The sequence below is a fragment of the Lactobacillus sp. CA30L genome, from assembly GCF_059900845.1.
The window spans coordinates 426480-440735 of record NZ_JBWXGB010000001.1; the positions used below are offsets into that span (position 1 = coordinate 426480).

Annotated in this window: 18 protein-coding genes; 3 read left to right on the forward strand and 15 right to left on the reverse strand. The window is 52.5% G+C overall.

Features of this window, described 5'->3' with window-relative positions; translation table 11 throughout:
- Positions 1-27: 27 nt before the first annotated feature.
- The 4 genes from AC2JF8_RS02155 to AC2JF8_RS02170 are packed head-to-tail and all read right to left on the reverse strand — an operon-like array spanning position 28 to position 3912.
- The gene (locus AC2JF8_RS02155; protein WP_500760660.1) at positions 28-816 is read right to left on the reverse strand and encodes a Cof-type HAD-IIB family hydrolase; all 789 of its coding nucleotides are present in this window, start codon (positions 814-816) and stop codon (positions 28-30) included.
- A gap of 10 nt (positions 817-826) precedes the next feature.
- Complete coding sequence (locus AC2JF8_RS02160) at positions 827-2215, reverse strand: RsmB/NOP family class I SAM-dependent RNA methyltransferase (RefSeq protein ID WP_500760662.1); 1389 nt, start codon at positions 2213-2215, stop codon at positions 827-829.
- Positions 2208-3173, reverse strand: coding sequence for a hypothetical protein (locus tag AC2JF8_RS02165; protein ID WP_500760665.1), 966 nt, complete (start codon positions 3171-3173; stop codon positions 2208-2210). The genes AC2JF8_RS02160 and AC2JF8_RS02165 overlap by 8 nt, the downstream gene beginning before the upstream one ends.
- Positions 3163-3912, reverse strand: coding sequence for an SAM-dependent methyltransferase (locus AC2JF8_RS02170; protein WP_500728816.1), 750 nt, complete (start codon positions 3910-3912; stop codon positions 3163-3165). The genes AC2JF8_RS02165 and AC2JF8_RS02170 overlap by 11 nt, the downstream gene beginning before the upstream one ends.
- Before the next feature lie 82 nt (positions 3913-3994).
- Here AC2JF8_RS02170 and lepB point away from each other — a divergent pair, with 82 nt between their 5' ends.
- Both lepB and AC2JF8_RS02180 read left to right on the forward strand, forming a co-directional pair.
- Positions 3995-4573 (forward strand): signal peptidase I, encoded by a 579-nt coding sequence (lepB, locus tag AC2JF8_RS02175; protein ID WP_500728817.1) that lies wholly within the window; start codon positions 3995-3997, stop codon positions 4571-4573.
- Positions 4574-4635: 62 nt separating this feature from the next.
- Complete coding sequence (locus tag AC2JF8_RS02180) at positions 4636-4827, forward strand: LBP_cg2779 family protein (RefSeq protein ID WP_500728818.1); 192 nt, start codon at positions 4636-4638, stop codon at positions 4825-4827.
- Between the two features lie 104 nt (positions 4828-4931).
- Here AC2JF8_RS02180 and AC2JF8_RS02185 read toward each other — a convergent pair whose 3' ends face one another.
- The 8 genes from AC2JF8_RS02185 to AC2JF8_RS02220 all read right to left on the reverse strand — a co-directional run bounded on the left by AC2JF8_RS02185 (position 4932) and on the right by AC2JF8_RS02220 (position 11893).
- A complete protein-coding gene (locus tag AC2JF8_RS02185; protein ID WP_500760667.1) occupies positions 4932-5780 on the reverse strand; it encodes a hypothetical protein in 849 nt (282 codons plus the stop codon).
- A gap of 121 nt (positions 5781-5901) precedes the next feature.
- Complete coding sequence (locus AC2JF8_RS02190) at positions 5902-6753, reverse strand: hypothetical protein (RefSeq protein ID WP_500728820.1); 852 nt, start codon at positions 6751-6753, stop codon at positions 5902-5904.
- A 147-nt stretch (positions 6754-6900) separates the two neighbouring features.
- Positions 6901-7746, reverse strand: a complete 846-nt coding sequence (locus AC2JF8_RS02195; RefSeq protein ID WP_500760669.1) for a hypothetical protein — start codon at positions 7744-7746, stop codon at positions 6901-6903.
- 2 nt (positions 7747-7748) lie between these two features.
- Positions 7749-8453, reverse strand: a complete 705-nt coding sequence (locus tag AC2JF8_RS02200; RefSeq protein WP_500728822.1) for an ABC transporter ATP-binding protein — start codon at positions 8451-8453, stop codon at positions 7749-7751.
- 10 nt (positions 8454-8463) lie between these two features.
- On the reverse strand, positions 8464-8817 hold the full coding sequence (locus tag AC2JF8_RS02205) for a GntR family transcriptional regulator (RefSeq protein WP_500728823.1): 354 nt from the start codon (positions 8815-8817) through the stop codon (positions 8464-8466).
- A 347-nt stretch (positions 8818-9164) separates the two neighbouring features.
- Positions 9165-10409 carry a peptidase T gene (gene pepT, locus AC2JF8_RS02210; protein ID WP_500760672.1) on the reverse strand — a complete coding sequence of 415 codons (1245 nt, stop codon included), beginning with the start codon at positions 10407-10409 and terminating at the stop codon, positions 9165-9167.
- A gap of 10 nt (positions 10410-10419) precedes the next feature.
- Positions 10420-11217 carry a Nif3-like dinuclear metal center hexameric protein gene (locus AC2JF8_RS02215; protein WP_500760675.1) on the reverse strand — a complete coding sequence of 266 codons (798 nt, stop codon included), beginning with the start codon at positions 11215-11217 and terminating at the stop codon, positions 10420-10422.
- The gene (locus AC2JF8_RS02220; RefSeq protein WP_500760677.1) at positions 11210-11893 is read right to left on the reverse strand and encodes a tRNA (adenine(22)-N(1))-methyltransferase; all 684 of its coding nucleotides are present in this window, start codon (positions 11891-11893) and stop codon (positions 11210-11212) included. Before AC2JF8_RS02220 ends, AC2JF8_RS02215 begins: the two co-directional genes overlap by 8 nt.
- 130 nt (positions 11894-12023) lie before the next feature.
- Here AC2JF8_RS02220 and AC2JF8_RS02225 point away from each other — a divergent pair, with 130 nt between their 5' ends.
- Positions 12024-12464 (forward strand): 8-oxo-dGTP diphosphatase, encoded by a 441-nt coding sequence (locus tag AC2JF8_RS02225; protein WP_500760679.1) that lies wholly within the window; start codon positions 12024-12026, stop codon positions 12462-12464.
- Positions 12465-12578: 114 nt separating this feature from the next.
- Here the strand turns inward: AC2JF8_RS02225 and AC2JF8_RS02230 are convergent, their stop codons facing one another.
- From AC2JF8_RS02230 to AC2JF8_RS02240, 3 genes are read right to left on the reverse strand one after another with little or no spacing between them, the layout of a single operon-like run.
- Complete coding sequence (locus AC2JF8_RS02230) at positions 12579-13079, reverse strand: hypothetical protein (protein ID WP_500760682.1); 501 nt, start codon at positions 13077-13079, stop codon at positions 12579-12581.
- Complete coding sequence (locus tag AC2JF8_RS02235; protein WP_500760684.1) at positions 13072-13671, reverse strand: ATP-binding cassette domain-containing protein; 600 nt, start codon at positions 13669-13671, stop codon at positions 13072-13074. Before AC2JF8_RS02235 ends, AC2JF8_RS02230 begins: the two co-directional genes overlap by 8 nt.
- A gap of 43 nt (positions 13672-13714) precedes the next feature.
- Positions 13715-14254 carry a hypothetical protein gene (locus AC2JF8_RS02240; protein WP_500760686.1) on the reverse strand — a complete coding sequence of 180 codons (540 nt, stop codon included), beginning with the start codon at positions 14252-14254 and terminating at the stop codon, positions 13715-13717.
- Positions 14255-14256: the final 2 nt, after the last annotated feature.

The window sequence follows — 14256 nt, forward strand, 5'->3', positions numbered from 1 at the left end:
TTTTTTGGTCTGTGCCGCAATAACGGCTTAATTGTTCAGCATGTGCCAAATTTCCCTTTGAACCGCGCTGTCGTTGCTTGAACCGATTACCCGGCCCGCAGCCCTTTTGGCACTTGGCAGCGCCGTCGCGGTGGCATAGCTGCGGCCGACATACTTGAGCATGCCGACGTCATTGCCGCTGTCCCCAAACGCGGCCATCTCGCGCGGATTAATGTTGAATTTGGCGGCCAGGTACTTGAGGCCGGCGGCCTTATTCATGCCCTTGGTCGACATGTCAATGGATGTTGCGGAGCCGGATACAAAACCAAGCTGCGGGTAGTCCCGCTCGAGTTCCGCCAGCATGGACGGCATCTTGGGGGCGGCAACGGAAAACGTCGCCTTGAAAATTTGGTCGTCGAGGTGGTCAAAGTCAGAGACAACGGTCAGCTTGTCGTAGTACTTTTTTAAGTCCCGGGCGTAATCAGCACCGGCACTGGCAAGCACATACGCACTCGCAAGCCCCGACACCGTCACCCTCTCATCATGCTGCCGCGTTATGTGCAGGATGGTCCGCCAGTCTGCATCCGACAGGCATTCAACGTGGATGACCTGGCGCCCCTGCGCAACCAGCGCCCCGTTTTCCGCCACAAAGTAAAGCTTATCGGCCACCTTGGGGAAGCGTGCGTACAGGTTTTCGAACTGGTTGCCGCTGGCAACCACGAACTTAATGCCCCGCTTTTGCATTAGCGCGAATTCCCGCAGGAAAAGCTCTTCGTCATAGGTCTTATCATCGGTCAGCCAGGTGCCGTCCATGTCTGTTGCAATTAATTTAATCATTCGTAATCCTTCAATCCTTCTTCAGTATCCGCAGGCCCTTGGGGTAAAAGTTCTTAAGGACGCCGCTTGCGGTAAGCTTGCCAAAAGAAAAAATCAAACCACGGCGGCTCACCAAGACGAAGCCGCGCAAGGTGCTCGAAGCAAGAACAGTCTCACCGTGCAGGTAATGCAGGTAGTCCTCCTCCCCCAGCTCGACCACGCGGCTCTGCGCAACTTGCGCCAAAACAAGCGCCAGCTGGTGGCCCGGTTCAAACCGCTTTTTCTTTAAGACGCCCAGCTCCAGACCGTTATTCAGCACCCTAAGGTGCAGGTCGCCAGCGGGCAGGGCCGGAATAAAGACGTGCCCCTGACTGACCTGGCTGGTCTTGCGCCAATCAGCCAGGCCTAACGGCAGGTTGAACGGGCCCAGCACTGCGTTCACAAACTCTGCTTCCTCCCTAGCTAACCCGCCCGGCGGGTTTTTGCGGCGCTGCTTCTTGCGCGGTCCGGCTAAAGCCTGCTCTACAGAATCCGGCAGCACGAGCTTGGCCACGAACTGGCCCTCGCCAATTCCCGCATTAGGCCAAAAGCGCAGTGCGCCCGCCACGGCTGTTTCTCCTTGGGCCCATTCGGGGTGGCCGTGGTCAACGCGAATACCTTTTAGCTCAACCGGTTCGACCTTGAAGCCAAATTCAGCAACCAGCCAGGCCACGATCTGCTCGTCTTCCTCGGGCGCAAACGTGCAGGTTGAGTAGACCAGCGTCCCGCCCGGCTGCAAGCACTTTACGGCCTCTGTCAGTATTTCCTTTTGCCGCCGCTGGCACGTTAAGACGTAGTCCTGCGACCAGTAATCGGCGGCCTGCGGGTTTTTGCGGAACATGCCCTCGCCGCTGCACGGTGCGTCCACGACGACCTTGGTGAAGAAGCGCGGGAACCGGCGGGCCAGGACTTCCGGCTTCTCGCTTGTAATCAGGGCATTGGCCACGCCCCAGCGCTCGAGGTTTTCGCGCAAGACGCGGGCACGGGGACGGACAATCTCATTGGCAACAAGCAGCCCCTCTCCCTGAAGCCGTTCGCCCAGGGCCGTGCTCTTGCCCCCCGGGGCGGCACAAAGGTCGAGCACGCGTTCACCCGGCTGAACGTCCGCAATTTGGGCCGGGAACATCGCGGCTGGCTCCTGCGAGTATACCGTTCCGCTGACCCACTCCGGATCCTGACCCTGGACGCGCCCGTACCAGGCGTTGGCAACCGCGGGGACGGGCCGCTCTAAGGGGTAAGCCACATTCTGCTGGGCCTTCAACGGGTTTATCCTGAAGGCCTTTTTTGGCTTTTGCGCAAGTGCAGCCAAAAAGCGGGCGGCGCGTTCTTCACCCAGTAGTTTGCGGTACTTTTGAACAAAGTCTGCTGGTAAGTTAAGCATCGTGATTTTCCTTTCGCAATAAGTGCAAGATACTGCAGCCGTAAGTGCAGGCAAGAACCAGCCAGAAGCCCAGCAGAAGCCCCAACAAGTGCCGCGGGTTTGAGAAAAACGCCCGCCAGCACAGGAAAAAGTATGCGGCAACAGCCAAAAGGGCCTCTGTCAGTACCATGCGCACGCTGCGGTTAATTAGCCAGTTTTGCAGGAGACCACCGCTCAGGTGCGTCTGCTTGACCGTCTCCCAGTCGATCAGCGCCAAGAAGACGGTGCAGGTCGCGCTGATCACGGTGAAGAGCAGGATGACTAAAATTTCCCGGATGACCGAAAAACGGTGAACCTGGTGGTTCCTAACGAAGTCCGGCGTCTTGATGCGGGCACCGTAGTGCGCGGCCACGCGCCTGATTGCCCGACTCGAACCGTCAACGATGATATCATAATTTTTCAGTTTGAACCGCCCCGTCGGCTGCTGCGGCCCCGTCGTGAGGTAATAGCCATTTTGCTTCATCTGCCGGTAGTGCTTGAGCGTGCCGACAACGGTGTAATACGTGCCGTTTAAAACGACGTACTGGTTGCCCTGCGTTTTCATGACCTTCACTTTTGCGTTCAGACCCAGCACGGCAAAGGAGACGGCGCCCTTAAAGTCGTCAACGGAGAAATAGCGTCCAGACTCCGTCGGCAGCTTGACCACGTTATGATTGGACCAGATTAAGGTCTGCTTGGTTTTGCCCCTGCTGACCAGGTGGACCTGCATTTTGTTTTTAGGGTAGTGCTTTTGCAGGTAGCCCAGAAACGACGAGACGGGCTGCTTGGTCCGCACGTTGAAGTAGCGCGTGTTGTTGCTGAGGCCGTAAGCCTCAAGCAGCTGGTCGGCTGCGCGCGACTGCACGTTGGAGAGCATGCTGCCCGCACCCAGAAGCAATAAGAAGATGGCTATAAGTAAAATTGTTTTTTTAAATTTCATGTTTTATCTCAAAGGCTTGTTCGTTAATAAAATCAAAACTGCGCAGTGACCGGTTTATCCGGCGCAAGGCCGGGCTTGTGCCCAGACGGGCCGTTTGCCAAAAGGTCGGTGAATTGGTCGCGCCCCTTTTTTCGCCAATAAAAATGAGGTGGGCCCCGGGGTTGTATTTTTCCCAGGCCGCAATCGCCTGCATGTCGCTTTTATTGAAGTTGGGAGCCCACGAGCAGATAATCAGCTGCACGGATGAAAAGCGCCTGATTGCGCTTGGTGCGTCGAGCCTGACGACCGGGTGACAGGGTTCATGGCCCGTTGCGGACGTTCTGGCCCACTCAAAAGAATCCGTTGCGACCGTCGCAACCCCCGCTTCGCTCAGTGCCTTGCTCCAAAAGCCGTTGCCCGCCATGATTTCCAGGCTGGAGATAACGCCCAGCTGCTTAAACAGCCGGGCCGTGACGCGGTTGGGCACGGACCAAACGCCGTAGTGAACGGATAAAAATTGCCGCAGGCCGTTGAAAAGATGGTTGATAACGTCAAGCTGCCGCCGCTTGGCCTCCCCCACCCGGCTGGCGATTTCTTCCAGCTCATCGGGCATCAGGCCCAAAGGGTCGGAAGCCGCCGGTAGAACCTGCTGGCGGGCCACGTGGGAAATTATTTGGGCAACCTCTTGCGCCTGCTCGTGCACCTGCCGGTCGCCGATGTCCGCGTCTAGTTGATTGATTTTTTCTAAAAATTCTGTCATATTCGAATACCTATAATGATTTTACCATTCAATCGGCCGGATTTCAGTTATAATAAAGAGTAACACAATAAAGGAGAATATTATGGTCAAAAAAGCAATGAAGAAACGAGACGAGGAAGAAGAAAGCCTAGGCAAGTTTTTGCTTGACGTCGTCGTCATGATGGCGGTCATCCTGGGTATCTTTTACCTTTTATTCACCTACGTGCTCTCGAACGATTACGTATCCGGCCCGTCCATGCAGCCCACGTTTGAAAACAGTGAGCGGCTGATTTCCGTGCGCCACTTCACGCCCAAACGCAACGATGTGGTTGTCCTGCTGGCACCAAAGGCCGCCAATGACGCGCCAGGTGCCCTTTACATCAAGCGCATCATTGGACTGCCGGGCGACACGCTTGTTTCTAAAAATGACAAGATGTATATTAACGGCAAGCTCTTCCCCGAGCCCTACCTCAATAATCCCCTTAAAAAGGCGGCCAACGAAGCCGGCCAGACCTATACCACGAACTTCACGGTCAAGGTGCCCAAGGGCTACTACTATGTGATGGGTGACCACCGCGACATTTCCCGGGACTCGCACATCTTCGGACCCGTGAAGCGGGAGAATCTGGTTGGCAAGGTCAAGTTCAGGTACTGGCCGTTCAACCGGATTCAGGGCTTTTAAAAACTACCGCCCTTTAATTTTCGTGGCCTTTTCGCTAAAATGGAGATGAAGGAGAATTTATTATGAATCAGCAAACTGAAGAATTGTCCAATGCGATTATTGATTATCAAGTCAAGCATCACGTCACTGATACGGACCTGGCCTTTGCCTGCCACCTGTCAGTCGAAAAAATACACGCAATGAAGGTCGGCGAAGGCGAATTCACGCCCGAAGAAGTCAACCAGCTGTACGACTACCTGGCTGCAAGCCACTAGTTGTTCATTGCATTTTAAAGAGCCCTCAAGTTGAAGCTTGGGGGCTCTTTTTAAGTGGCATGGTATTTGCGGTTGGGCCCCTCTTAATAAAGCGGCGCAGCAAATCAGTTCTGTGTTCGGGACTCGCAGAATCTGCTCATCAGGAACATGTTGGCGGCCAAGAACACGAGGTCAAGCGCCAGCATGAGACCCAGGCCAAATCCTAATCTGGAGTTGTCATAGTTGCCCATCAGGTAATCAAACGGCGAAGCAGCAAGGTGGTGCAAGAAATCGTTGCCCTTAACGAGGAGCCACGCAATGAGAATAATTACCACAAGACGCACGGTGCGCAGGGCGGCCTGACTGGAGACGTTGGGCAAAAAATCCACAATCGCGTTGCTGGAAATACCCAAAAAACTAATCAGGAGGTAGGCCAAAAGGCTGATTAAAACGAGCAGCAGCAACAATTCGACGAGCCGAATGGCCAGGTCTTTGCTGAAGTCGGCCCGCCGCAGCGCAATTTGGATGTTTCGCAAATCTTGCCCCATTAGCCGGTGAAAATCCGCGTCCGTGAAGTACGCTGCACAAAACAGGCCGCCGATTGACAGAACGTTCAGAATCCCGTAGTAAACCACGGCAATGAAGGAACTCAGAATGTTGTCGACGTAAAACAGGCCGTCATTGATTGGCACCAAGCGGTAGGTCTGGTTGCGGCTGGTCCGTTCGTTGGCAAAACACGTGATAAGATAAAAAACCGGGACAAAGACCAGTGAAAGACTGGCAAAAATCGTTAGGAGTTCCGGAAAAAAGCTGTTGGTGTAATGACCCTCAATGTATACCCTAAACGAACCCGAACTAAGGCCCGATATGACCACGATTGCCAAAGCACCGACGAACTGAATGAGCAGCAGCGAATGGGCCCGTCTGGCCTTTGACCTAAATAATTCGGTAAACAAATGATTAAAAATTGTCATTTTTTCTCCTTCTAACACAATTCTGAAAAACCGTGGTCCTCTTCTCAATTAATCGTCCGCCCGTATTAACAAGCACGCATACCAGTGCGCAGCGGGCCGCTTGCCTGACTCTATTGCCAGATCAATTTTTTGCGCGTCCTTCGAAAAAGCGGCTGAATAAGAAGACGGATGCGGCCAGAAAGACGAGGTCAATGGTCAGCATGATCGCGTTGGACAGTCCCAGGTCGACCCCGGAATTGCTTCCCAGCAGGAATTCAAACGGCGAGACCAGGATGTGCATGATGATGTTTTCGGCCCGTAAAAACAACCAGGCCATGAAGATAATCAGTATCAGGCGCACCGCGTTAAGCACCGTCTTGCTCGACACGCCCGGCAGGAAGTCCAAAATCGACTGGCTGGAAAAGTTTATCAGGCTGAGCAAAAAGTAGCCAAACAGGCCGGTTAAGAGGACCAGCAGCAGCAAGGCCATGAAATTAAAGACGGCCGCGCTCGGGATGCCGTAGTGCGTGATACTGTTTATCATATCGGGTATTCCAGTGCGATAACTGGAATTAACCGCCAGATTAATGCCGAACAGCACTGCCATGACCAGAACATTCAAAAGCACGTAGTAGACGAAGGTGACCAAAGAACTGAGGATGTTGGCCAGGTAAAAGCCGGCGTCGCTGAGCGGCGTCAAGCGCATCGTCTGGCTGCGATTGATGCGCTCGTTGTCAGTGCAGGTGAGCAAATAAAAAATAAAGCAAAACAGCATGGCAAAGACAAAGTAGAAGGCGAGCAGGCCGGAAAAAAAGTAGGTCAGGTCGATGCTACCGATATAAACATGCCGGAACCCCGTCATATGATTGCCCATGTTGTCGAAACTCAGGATGCCGATAACCGGTACCCCGACCAGTTGAACCAGCAGCATGGCGTATGCCTTCTTGCTCTTCAGCCTGAATAATTCTGCAAATAAACGTCTAAAAACAGCCATTGTTCTTTCTCCCCTTAGTAAAATTCCCCGTAAAAATGGTTAATGTGCCCCTTGTGTGCCCTCATTTTTCCAAATTCTCTTCTCCAGCGGCCCTTTCTCCCTGAGCCGTGAACAACCTTTTGCCGTGCGGTGTCCGTTCAGCTTAGATTAATTCTTTTCGCGGGTTTCGAAAAACCGCCCGAAAATGAAGATGTTAATCGTCAAAAAGACGAGGTCGATGGCCAGCATGATAATGATTGCAAGCCCCAGTCCGGAGTTTGTGCGGTCGCCAATGCCCAATACGAAATCAATCGGCGAGGTAATGATAATCCGCAAAAAATCGTTGGCCTTGATCAGGAGCCAGGCAATGAGAACGATCAGCACGCCCCGGATTACCCGCAGCGCCGCACGACTTGAAACTTCGGGCAAAAAGTCCAGAATCGCGCTGCTGGAAAAATTCAGAAAGCTGACCAAAAAGTAAACCAGAAAACTGGCCAGGATCAGAAGCATCAACAGGCTAAAAAGCTGGAACATAATCTCCTTGTCAGACGAAACCTGCCCGATAATCCTTCTTAAATCCGTCATGTCGGTCTGCAGCATCTTATGAAAGTTTGCATCCGTCAGGTACGATGCAGCGCTGAGCAGGACAATTGCTAAGACATCCATAATTCCGTAATAGGCTAAAGCGACAAAGGAGCTCAGGATATTGTCGGCGTAAAACAGGCTATCTTTAATCGGAGTCAAGCGAAAAGTTTGGCTGCGGTTGGTCCGTTCATTGGCAAAGCACGTAATCACGTAGAAAACGGGCACAAAAATGAGTGCCGAATAGGAAAAAATCTCTAAGGACCGCGAAAAGAAGCTAGAAAAGGTTGCTCCGACAACATATGATGGGTTGTCCAAAAAAGAAATAACGACCATTGCGATGGCAGCCACAGCCTGAATTAATAGCATTGAGTGGGCCCTTTTTGCCTTCGACTTAAACAGCTCGGCAAACAAACGATTGAAAATAGCCAATGTTATTCACCGTCCCTTTGGTAAAGCCCCTCGTAGTAATCCTCAACACTAACGTTATTCGCCCTGATCTCCTCGGTGGACTTGTGCGCATAAATCGTGTTGTCCTTGATGATGACCACCTCATCAAGCAAATTGGCAATTTCATTGACAAAGTGGTCTGAAATCAGGATTGTGGCCTTTTCTTCCTTCCACAGGATAATCGAGTTGATGATCTTCTTGCGGGCCATCGCGTCGATGCCGGAAAAGGGCTCGTCGAGCAGGTAAAGGTCGGCTTTGCGGGCGAAGGTCAGGGCAATCACCAGTTTTTCCCGCATCCCCTTGGACATCTGCGACAGCCGCATCTCTTCATCCAGCTTCATGAACTGCCGCAATTGTTCAAATTCTTCTTTGTCAAAGTCCTCGTAAATGACTTCATAGAACTTAACGATGTTCTTGATTTTGGTTGAATTGTTAAAGCCGGTCAGGCCATCCGTGAAGGACAGGTGGGCCTTGCGCTCCGCTTCCTTGAAGAGGCCGCTGACGGCAACGCTGCCGCGGTAGTTTTTCGCAATACCGGCAATGATGCGCATGAGCGTAGTCTTCCCGGCCCCGTTTTCACCCAAAAGAGCGACAATTCTGCCCGGCTGCAGCGCCAGATTTATATCCCGCAAGATTGTTTTCTGATTTTTCTTGTAGGTCAAATCCTTAATTTCTAAAAGATCAGTCATAATAATGCTCCTAATTCAAATACTTGCTTAAAATCGTCTGGATCTGTTCATCCGTGACGCCTAAGGCATTCATGCTTTGCACGAACTTGGCTAATTCATCGTTGATTAGTCCCCGCTTAGTTTTTTCAAGCAATTCCGTGTCCTCCGTGACGAAGTTGCCCTCGCCGCGTTTAGTATATAGAATTCCCTCAATATTCATCTGCTGCAGCGCCCTTTGAACCGTATTGACGTTTACCGTCAGCTGCAGCGCCAACTCACGCACGGAAGGAATCTTCTTGCCGGGCTGCAGCTTGCCGGTAACGATTTGCCGGTAAAGATACTGCTCGATCTGTAGATAAATGGGAATGTTATCCTTGAATTCCACAAGTTCACCATCCTTTTTACTGTATTATATCTCTAATACACAACTATGATAACGCAGTTTGTGCCTTTGTGCAATCTTTTTAATCAGTGCGGGCCCGTAATTGCACGCGCCACCTTAAACATTCTTCAAGAAAATTTCACTGTTCCACGTATTGGAGCATTTGTCCCGAGACAAGCAAAATAGCCCCAAAAGCCGCTTATGGCAGCGATTTTTAGGGCTATCTTAATTTCTTAGACTAATTGTGCATAATTTTAAAAAGGCGGGCACAGGCAGACTTAGCCTTATTCACCGGCATTCTTGCTCTCTAATTATTTTCTCGCAAAAGTTAAATTATGTGCGTTTTTGTTTCACTTTGAGGATTTCGTCGCATTCATCTGCACCATTCTGATCATAACGTCCACGGCCTTGTACATTGATTCCAGGACCGTATACTCGTAGCGCCCGTGCATGTTTTCCTCGCCCGCAAATATGTTGGGGCACGGCAGTCCCATGTAGGTCAATTGGGAACCGTCGGTGCCGCCGCGGACGGGCTCCTCGTTGATCGTCAGGCCTTCGGCCTTGTAGGCGGCCCGCGCCAGGTCAACGATGTCCATCCGCTTGGCGAGCTCATCGGCCATGTTGTAGTACTGGTCCCACATCTTTAGCGTTAGCCGCTCGGTGCCAAACTCCTGGTTCATCTTCTTAACGATTGACTTGACCACATCCTTGCGCCGCTTAAGCCCGTCCCGTTCGAAGTCGCGGACAATGTAGTCCAGGTGGGCGTGATCAACGGTCCCCTCAAAGTTCATCAGGTGAAAGAAGCCCTGGCGGCCGTCCGTCTTTTCCGGTACCTCGTCTTGCGGCAGCTGGTTCTGAAAGTCGATGCCCACCTGAATGGCATTGATCATCTGACCCTTGGCTTCGGCCGGGTGAACGTTAACGCCCTGGATGTCGAGTCCAAACTGGGCGGCCGAAAATGTGCCCCAATCGAGCTTGCCCGGCGCTTCCCCGTCAACGGTGAAGGCGAAGTCGGCGCCAAATTCCGCAACGTCGAAGTGGCCAGCGCCCGTTCCGATCTCCTCGTCCGGCGTAAAGGCCAGGCGAATCTTGCCGTGCTTGACCTCGGGGTGCGCCAGCAGGTATTCCGCAAAGGTGACGAGCTCCGAGACGCCGCACTTGTCATCGCCGCCCAGCAGCGTGTCGCCGGAGGCGGTAATGATGGTTTGGCCGCGGTAGTTCTTCAGGTGCGGGAAGACCGCCGGATCAAGGTAAAAGTCAGAGTCGCCCAACCGAATCTTGGACTCGCCGTCGTAATTTTCGTGTACCTGCGGGCGAACGTTTTCCCCGTTAAAGTCGGCCGTGTCGCAGTGAGCCAAAAAGCCCATGACCGGCACGTCGGCGTCAATGTTGGCCGGGATCTCGGCAATCACGCAGCCCGCCTTCTGGTTGTAGTGGACGTCGCTCAGCCCCAGCTCTTCCAAATCGGGCATAATGACCTTCTTTTGGAAGTTTTCCTCCCGAGCGGTCGACGGGAAACGGCTTGCGTGCTCGTCGGAGCGGGAATTGACTTTGACGTACTTGATGAATCGCGGTAGTAAATTAGGGTATTCCATATTTTTCTCCTTAAACTAAATCCTGGAACGGGTTGGTCGAAACTTGGGACACCTCAACGGGAACGTCCCAGCCCTCCTGAGTGGCCCAGGCGCTCATTTTCTCGGCCACCTTTTCCTTAAACAATTTTTCCGTGTAGTGACCGGGATCAACGACGGTTAGGCCAGCGGCAATCATGTCGTGGCCGGTGTGGTAGTACACGTCGCCGGTGATGAAGGCGTCGCAATGCTCCTTGAGTGCCTGGCGCCAGTACTTGCCGCCGTCGCCGCAGATGAAGCTGACCCGGGATATCGGCTGCGCGCTATCTGCAGCAATCAGTCGCACCATCTTGATGCCCATCTTGTCCTTGACGTAGTAGGCAAAGTCGCGCGCCGACATTGCGTGCGGCAAAACTCCCTTGCGGCCAATCGCGATGCCGTCATCATCCAGGCAGAAGGGTTCGACAGCGGACAAGCCTAATTCTTCGGCCTGCCAGTCGCTGGAGCCGTCCTGGGCCTTGTCGGAATTGGTGTGAATCGCGTAGACGGTGATGCCGTTTTTGATAACCGCGCCGTAGATGGCATTCTGCGGGTCGGCCAGGTCGAGGTTGGCTGCGGGCCGAAACATTAACGGGTGGTGACTGATAATCAGGTTGGCGCCCCGCTTGACCGCCTCCTCAACGACCGGCATGCGGACATCCAGGGTGGTCATGATCTTATTCACGGGCTGGTCCATCGAGCCGATTTGCAGTCCGACGGGGTCGCCCGCACTGGCTATCTCTTCTGGAAAGTGCTGGCGCAGAACCCGCACCACGTCTTTAACTTTAATCATGCAATACTCCTTCAATCATCGTAATCTCCTCTTCCACCTGCTTGATGTGTGCCCGGTCCGGCTGCTTGGCCTTTTTGAGGCTGGTCAGAAGCTGGCGGTGGTAGGCGAGCTGGCCGCGCCACTTCTCTTCAAAAATCGGGCCCTTGGCCCTAAGCAAAAACGGGCCGAAATAAAGTTCCGCCGGACTCAATTCTTTTCCTGCCGGCGACTTCTGGGCCTTGATTAGCTCGTACACGTGGCCCGCTTCGGCGACAATCTTTTCCGCCGTAATCTGGTAGCTGTGTGCCACCAGCCACTTGCGCACGCCGCACTCGCCCACGTTGGGTTCGAGCACAAGGGTCGCAAAAATGAAGTCCTTGTTCCATGCATCGTCTAAAATCGTGGTCATGAGCTTGCCGCCCATGCCCGCAATGACCACCGTGTCGATCCTGTCCTGCGTCGTAATCGTCGCAAGGCCCGCACCCAGTCTGGTACTAATCTTGTCTTCAAGACCGGCGGCGGCAATGTCTTCTTCGGCATTGGCCAGAGGGCCCGCCGCGATGTCGCTGGCGATGGCGAAGTCAACCTTGCCCGCCTGGACGAGCGCAATGGGCAGGTATGCGTGGTCCGTGCCGATGTCGGCAACGCGGCTGCCCGGCTCAACCATCTCTGCCAACTCGTTTAACCGTAAATTCATTTATCAATCCTACCTTCTACTGGTAAATTTTAGCATAATATCCGGCCGGTTGGGACGCGAATTGTCCCCTGGCGACTACTAGCCGAAGAGCGCTATAATTAATTAATGTTTTGAGGAGGAAAAACAACCAATGGATAGAACAGAACCAGTTACTTTAACCAACATGTGCATGATTACGCGCAATGACCAGATCTTGGTCCTGGACCGCAATGACCCCACGTGGCCGGGTCTAACCTTTCCCGGCGGCCACGTTGAAAGCCACGAGTCCTTCTACGATTCGGTGGTGCGGGAGGTCAAGGAAGAAACCAACCTCACGGTCGAGCACCCAGGCCTGACGGGAATCAAGCAGTTTTACGATGATAACGACCGACGCTACATTGTCTTCTTCTACACCGCCGACAAGTTCCACGGCACCGTCAAGGCCTCAAGGGAGGGCAAGTTGACCTGGATGACCAGGGACGAACTGCTTCACCAGAAGCTGGCCTACAACTTCGACCGCGACCTCTTCGTCTACTTCAACGAACACATCGACGAGCACATCCTCGACGGCGAGCGCGACGAGTTATTCTAAAACCAACCTGCGCATTAAGCCGGCCGCAAGCAAATACAAGAAAATAATTGGGTCAGGCACCAGGAACACGCTTTTTCGTTTGCCAATAACAAAATGCATGATTCATTCTTTGAATCATGCATTAACTTTGTATAAAATCAGGCGCACGCCTAGCAAAAACGCAAAAACGAGCACGTTCTGCAGCAAGAGCGGCCAGCGGTAGGTCGGAAACAGCAGCAAAAACAGCCAGACAGCCACCATTAGGGCCAAGACCCAAAGGGAATTGCCCAAGTTGCCGGGTGCCAGCGCAAACAGGTGCACGCCGATGAACGGCAGCAGGTACTGCCAGTCCCGCGGCGCCAGTTCCGCCGCCAGCGCCCTAACCCGCGTCTTGCGGATGACTAGGAAATTGCTGATGCCGTTGATTTCGCTTCGCGGCAGGATGATCGACGTGTAATCAAAAAACAGGGTGCTGATGCAGAGTAGGGCCAGCTTCAGCGGCTCTTTGATGAAGCCAAAACTGAGCTGCCACATCTGCGGCACCGACAGGTAGAAGTCGTGCCAATTCTGCCGGGCAAGGACAATCAACAGCACGGAAACGACCGCATAGGCCCAGAACGCGTGCTTCTTATTCATCGCTCAGCGTTCCGTCGTGCAATAGCAGCCGCTGGTCGTAGGCAATATCGCTAATCTGGTCATGACTAGCCACGATGACCGTCCTGCCTTCCCCCTTCAGGCGATTTAGCAGCGCCACGAACTGACCGATGCTCTCCTGGTCAATCCCGCGCGTGGGCTCATCAAGCAGGATGATGTTCTGCTCTTCCATGACCGCCTGAATGATGCCCACCTTCTGCCGCATGCCGACGGAGTAGCTGGCGATTGCGTGCGTGTCATCGGGGTCAAGCTCAAAGTAGTGCATGAGTTTCCGGACACGGTCCTCGTTGAAGCGGTGGTTGAGGTTGGCCAAAAAATGTAGATTGGTCATGGCCGACTCGTACTCAAGAAAGCTGGGGTTCTCAATGAGTGCGCCCAGCACATCGCCCTTGCCAAGTTCAACCTTGCCGCCATCGGCTTTCAAGAGGCCGGTAATAATCTTGAAGATGGTGGACTTGCCCGAGCCGTTGATGCCTGAAATATGAATAAGCTGGTCCGGCTGCGTGGTCAGTGACACATCCTTCAAGACCGCCTTATTGCCAAATGATTTCTTAATTCCTGTTATCTGTAACATTCTACTTCTCCCTTAAAAACCACCATAAATATGCCTAATTATGTTATGTTCTGCTGTAAATAGCCATAAATATTTGCTCAATATAGTAGTGATATACTAAATTTAAAATAATGGCAATAAAAAATAAGAAATATGGATGCTGTGAATCATAAGCCCCTACCAAAAGCCAAGTTAAGAATAAAAGTACGAAAAAATGGAATAATAAAAGTGCTGTACCAAAAAGTGGGTTGCCAAACTTGAATAAAGGATAATTGGAAAAAGGATATGGCACTAATAATCCGATTGCAAATGAAACACAATAAATCGTGGTGAGGACAAAAAGGCGGATTGTCATCCATTTTGTTTTCTGCCGTACGCCAACCAATAGATTAATACGTTGAAAAATAAGTACTTGGCTAAATATTAAGGCCAAGACAATTGGCTGCAAATATAAAGAAACCAGGTGCGCAGAGAGATAAAAAGTCGGCAAGTCCATAATCTGAGGATCATTATTTGCTATCAAATAAACACTTCCCGCGGCTCCTAGGACAAAGATTAAAATCCCAATTAAAATGAGACGGCGGGTCAGTCGCTTAGCTCTCATAA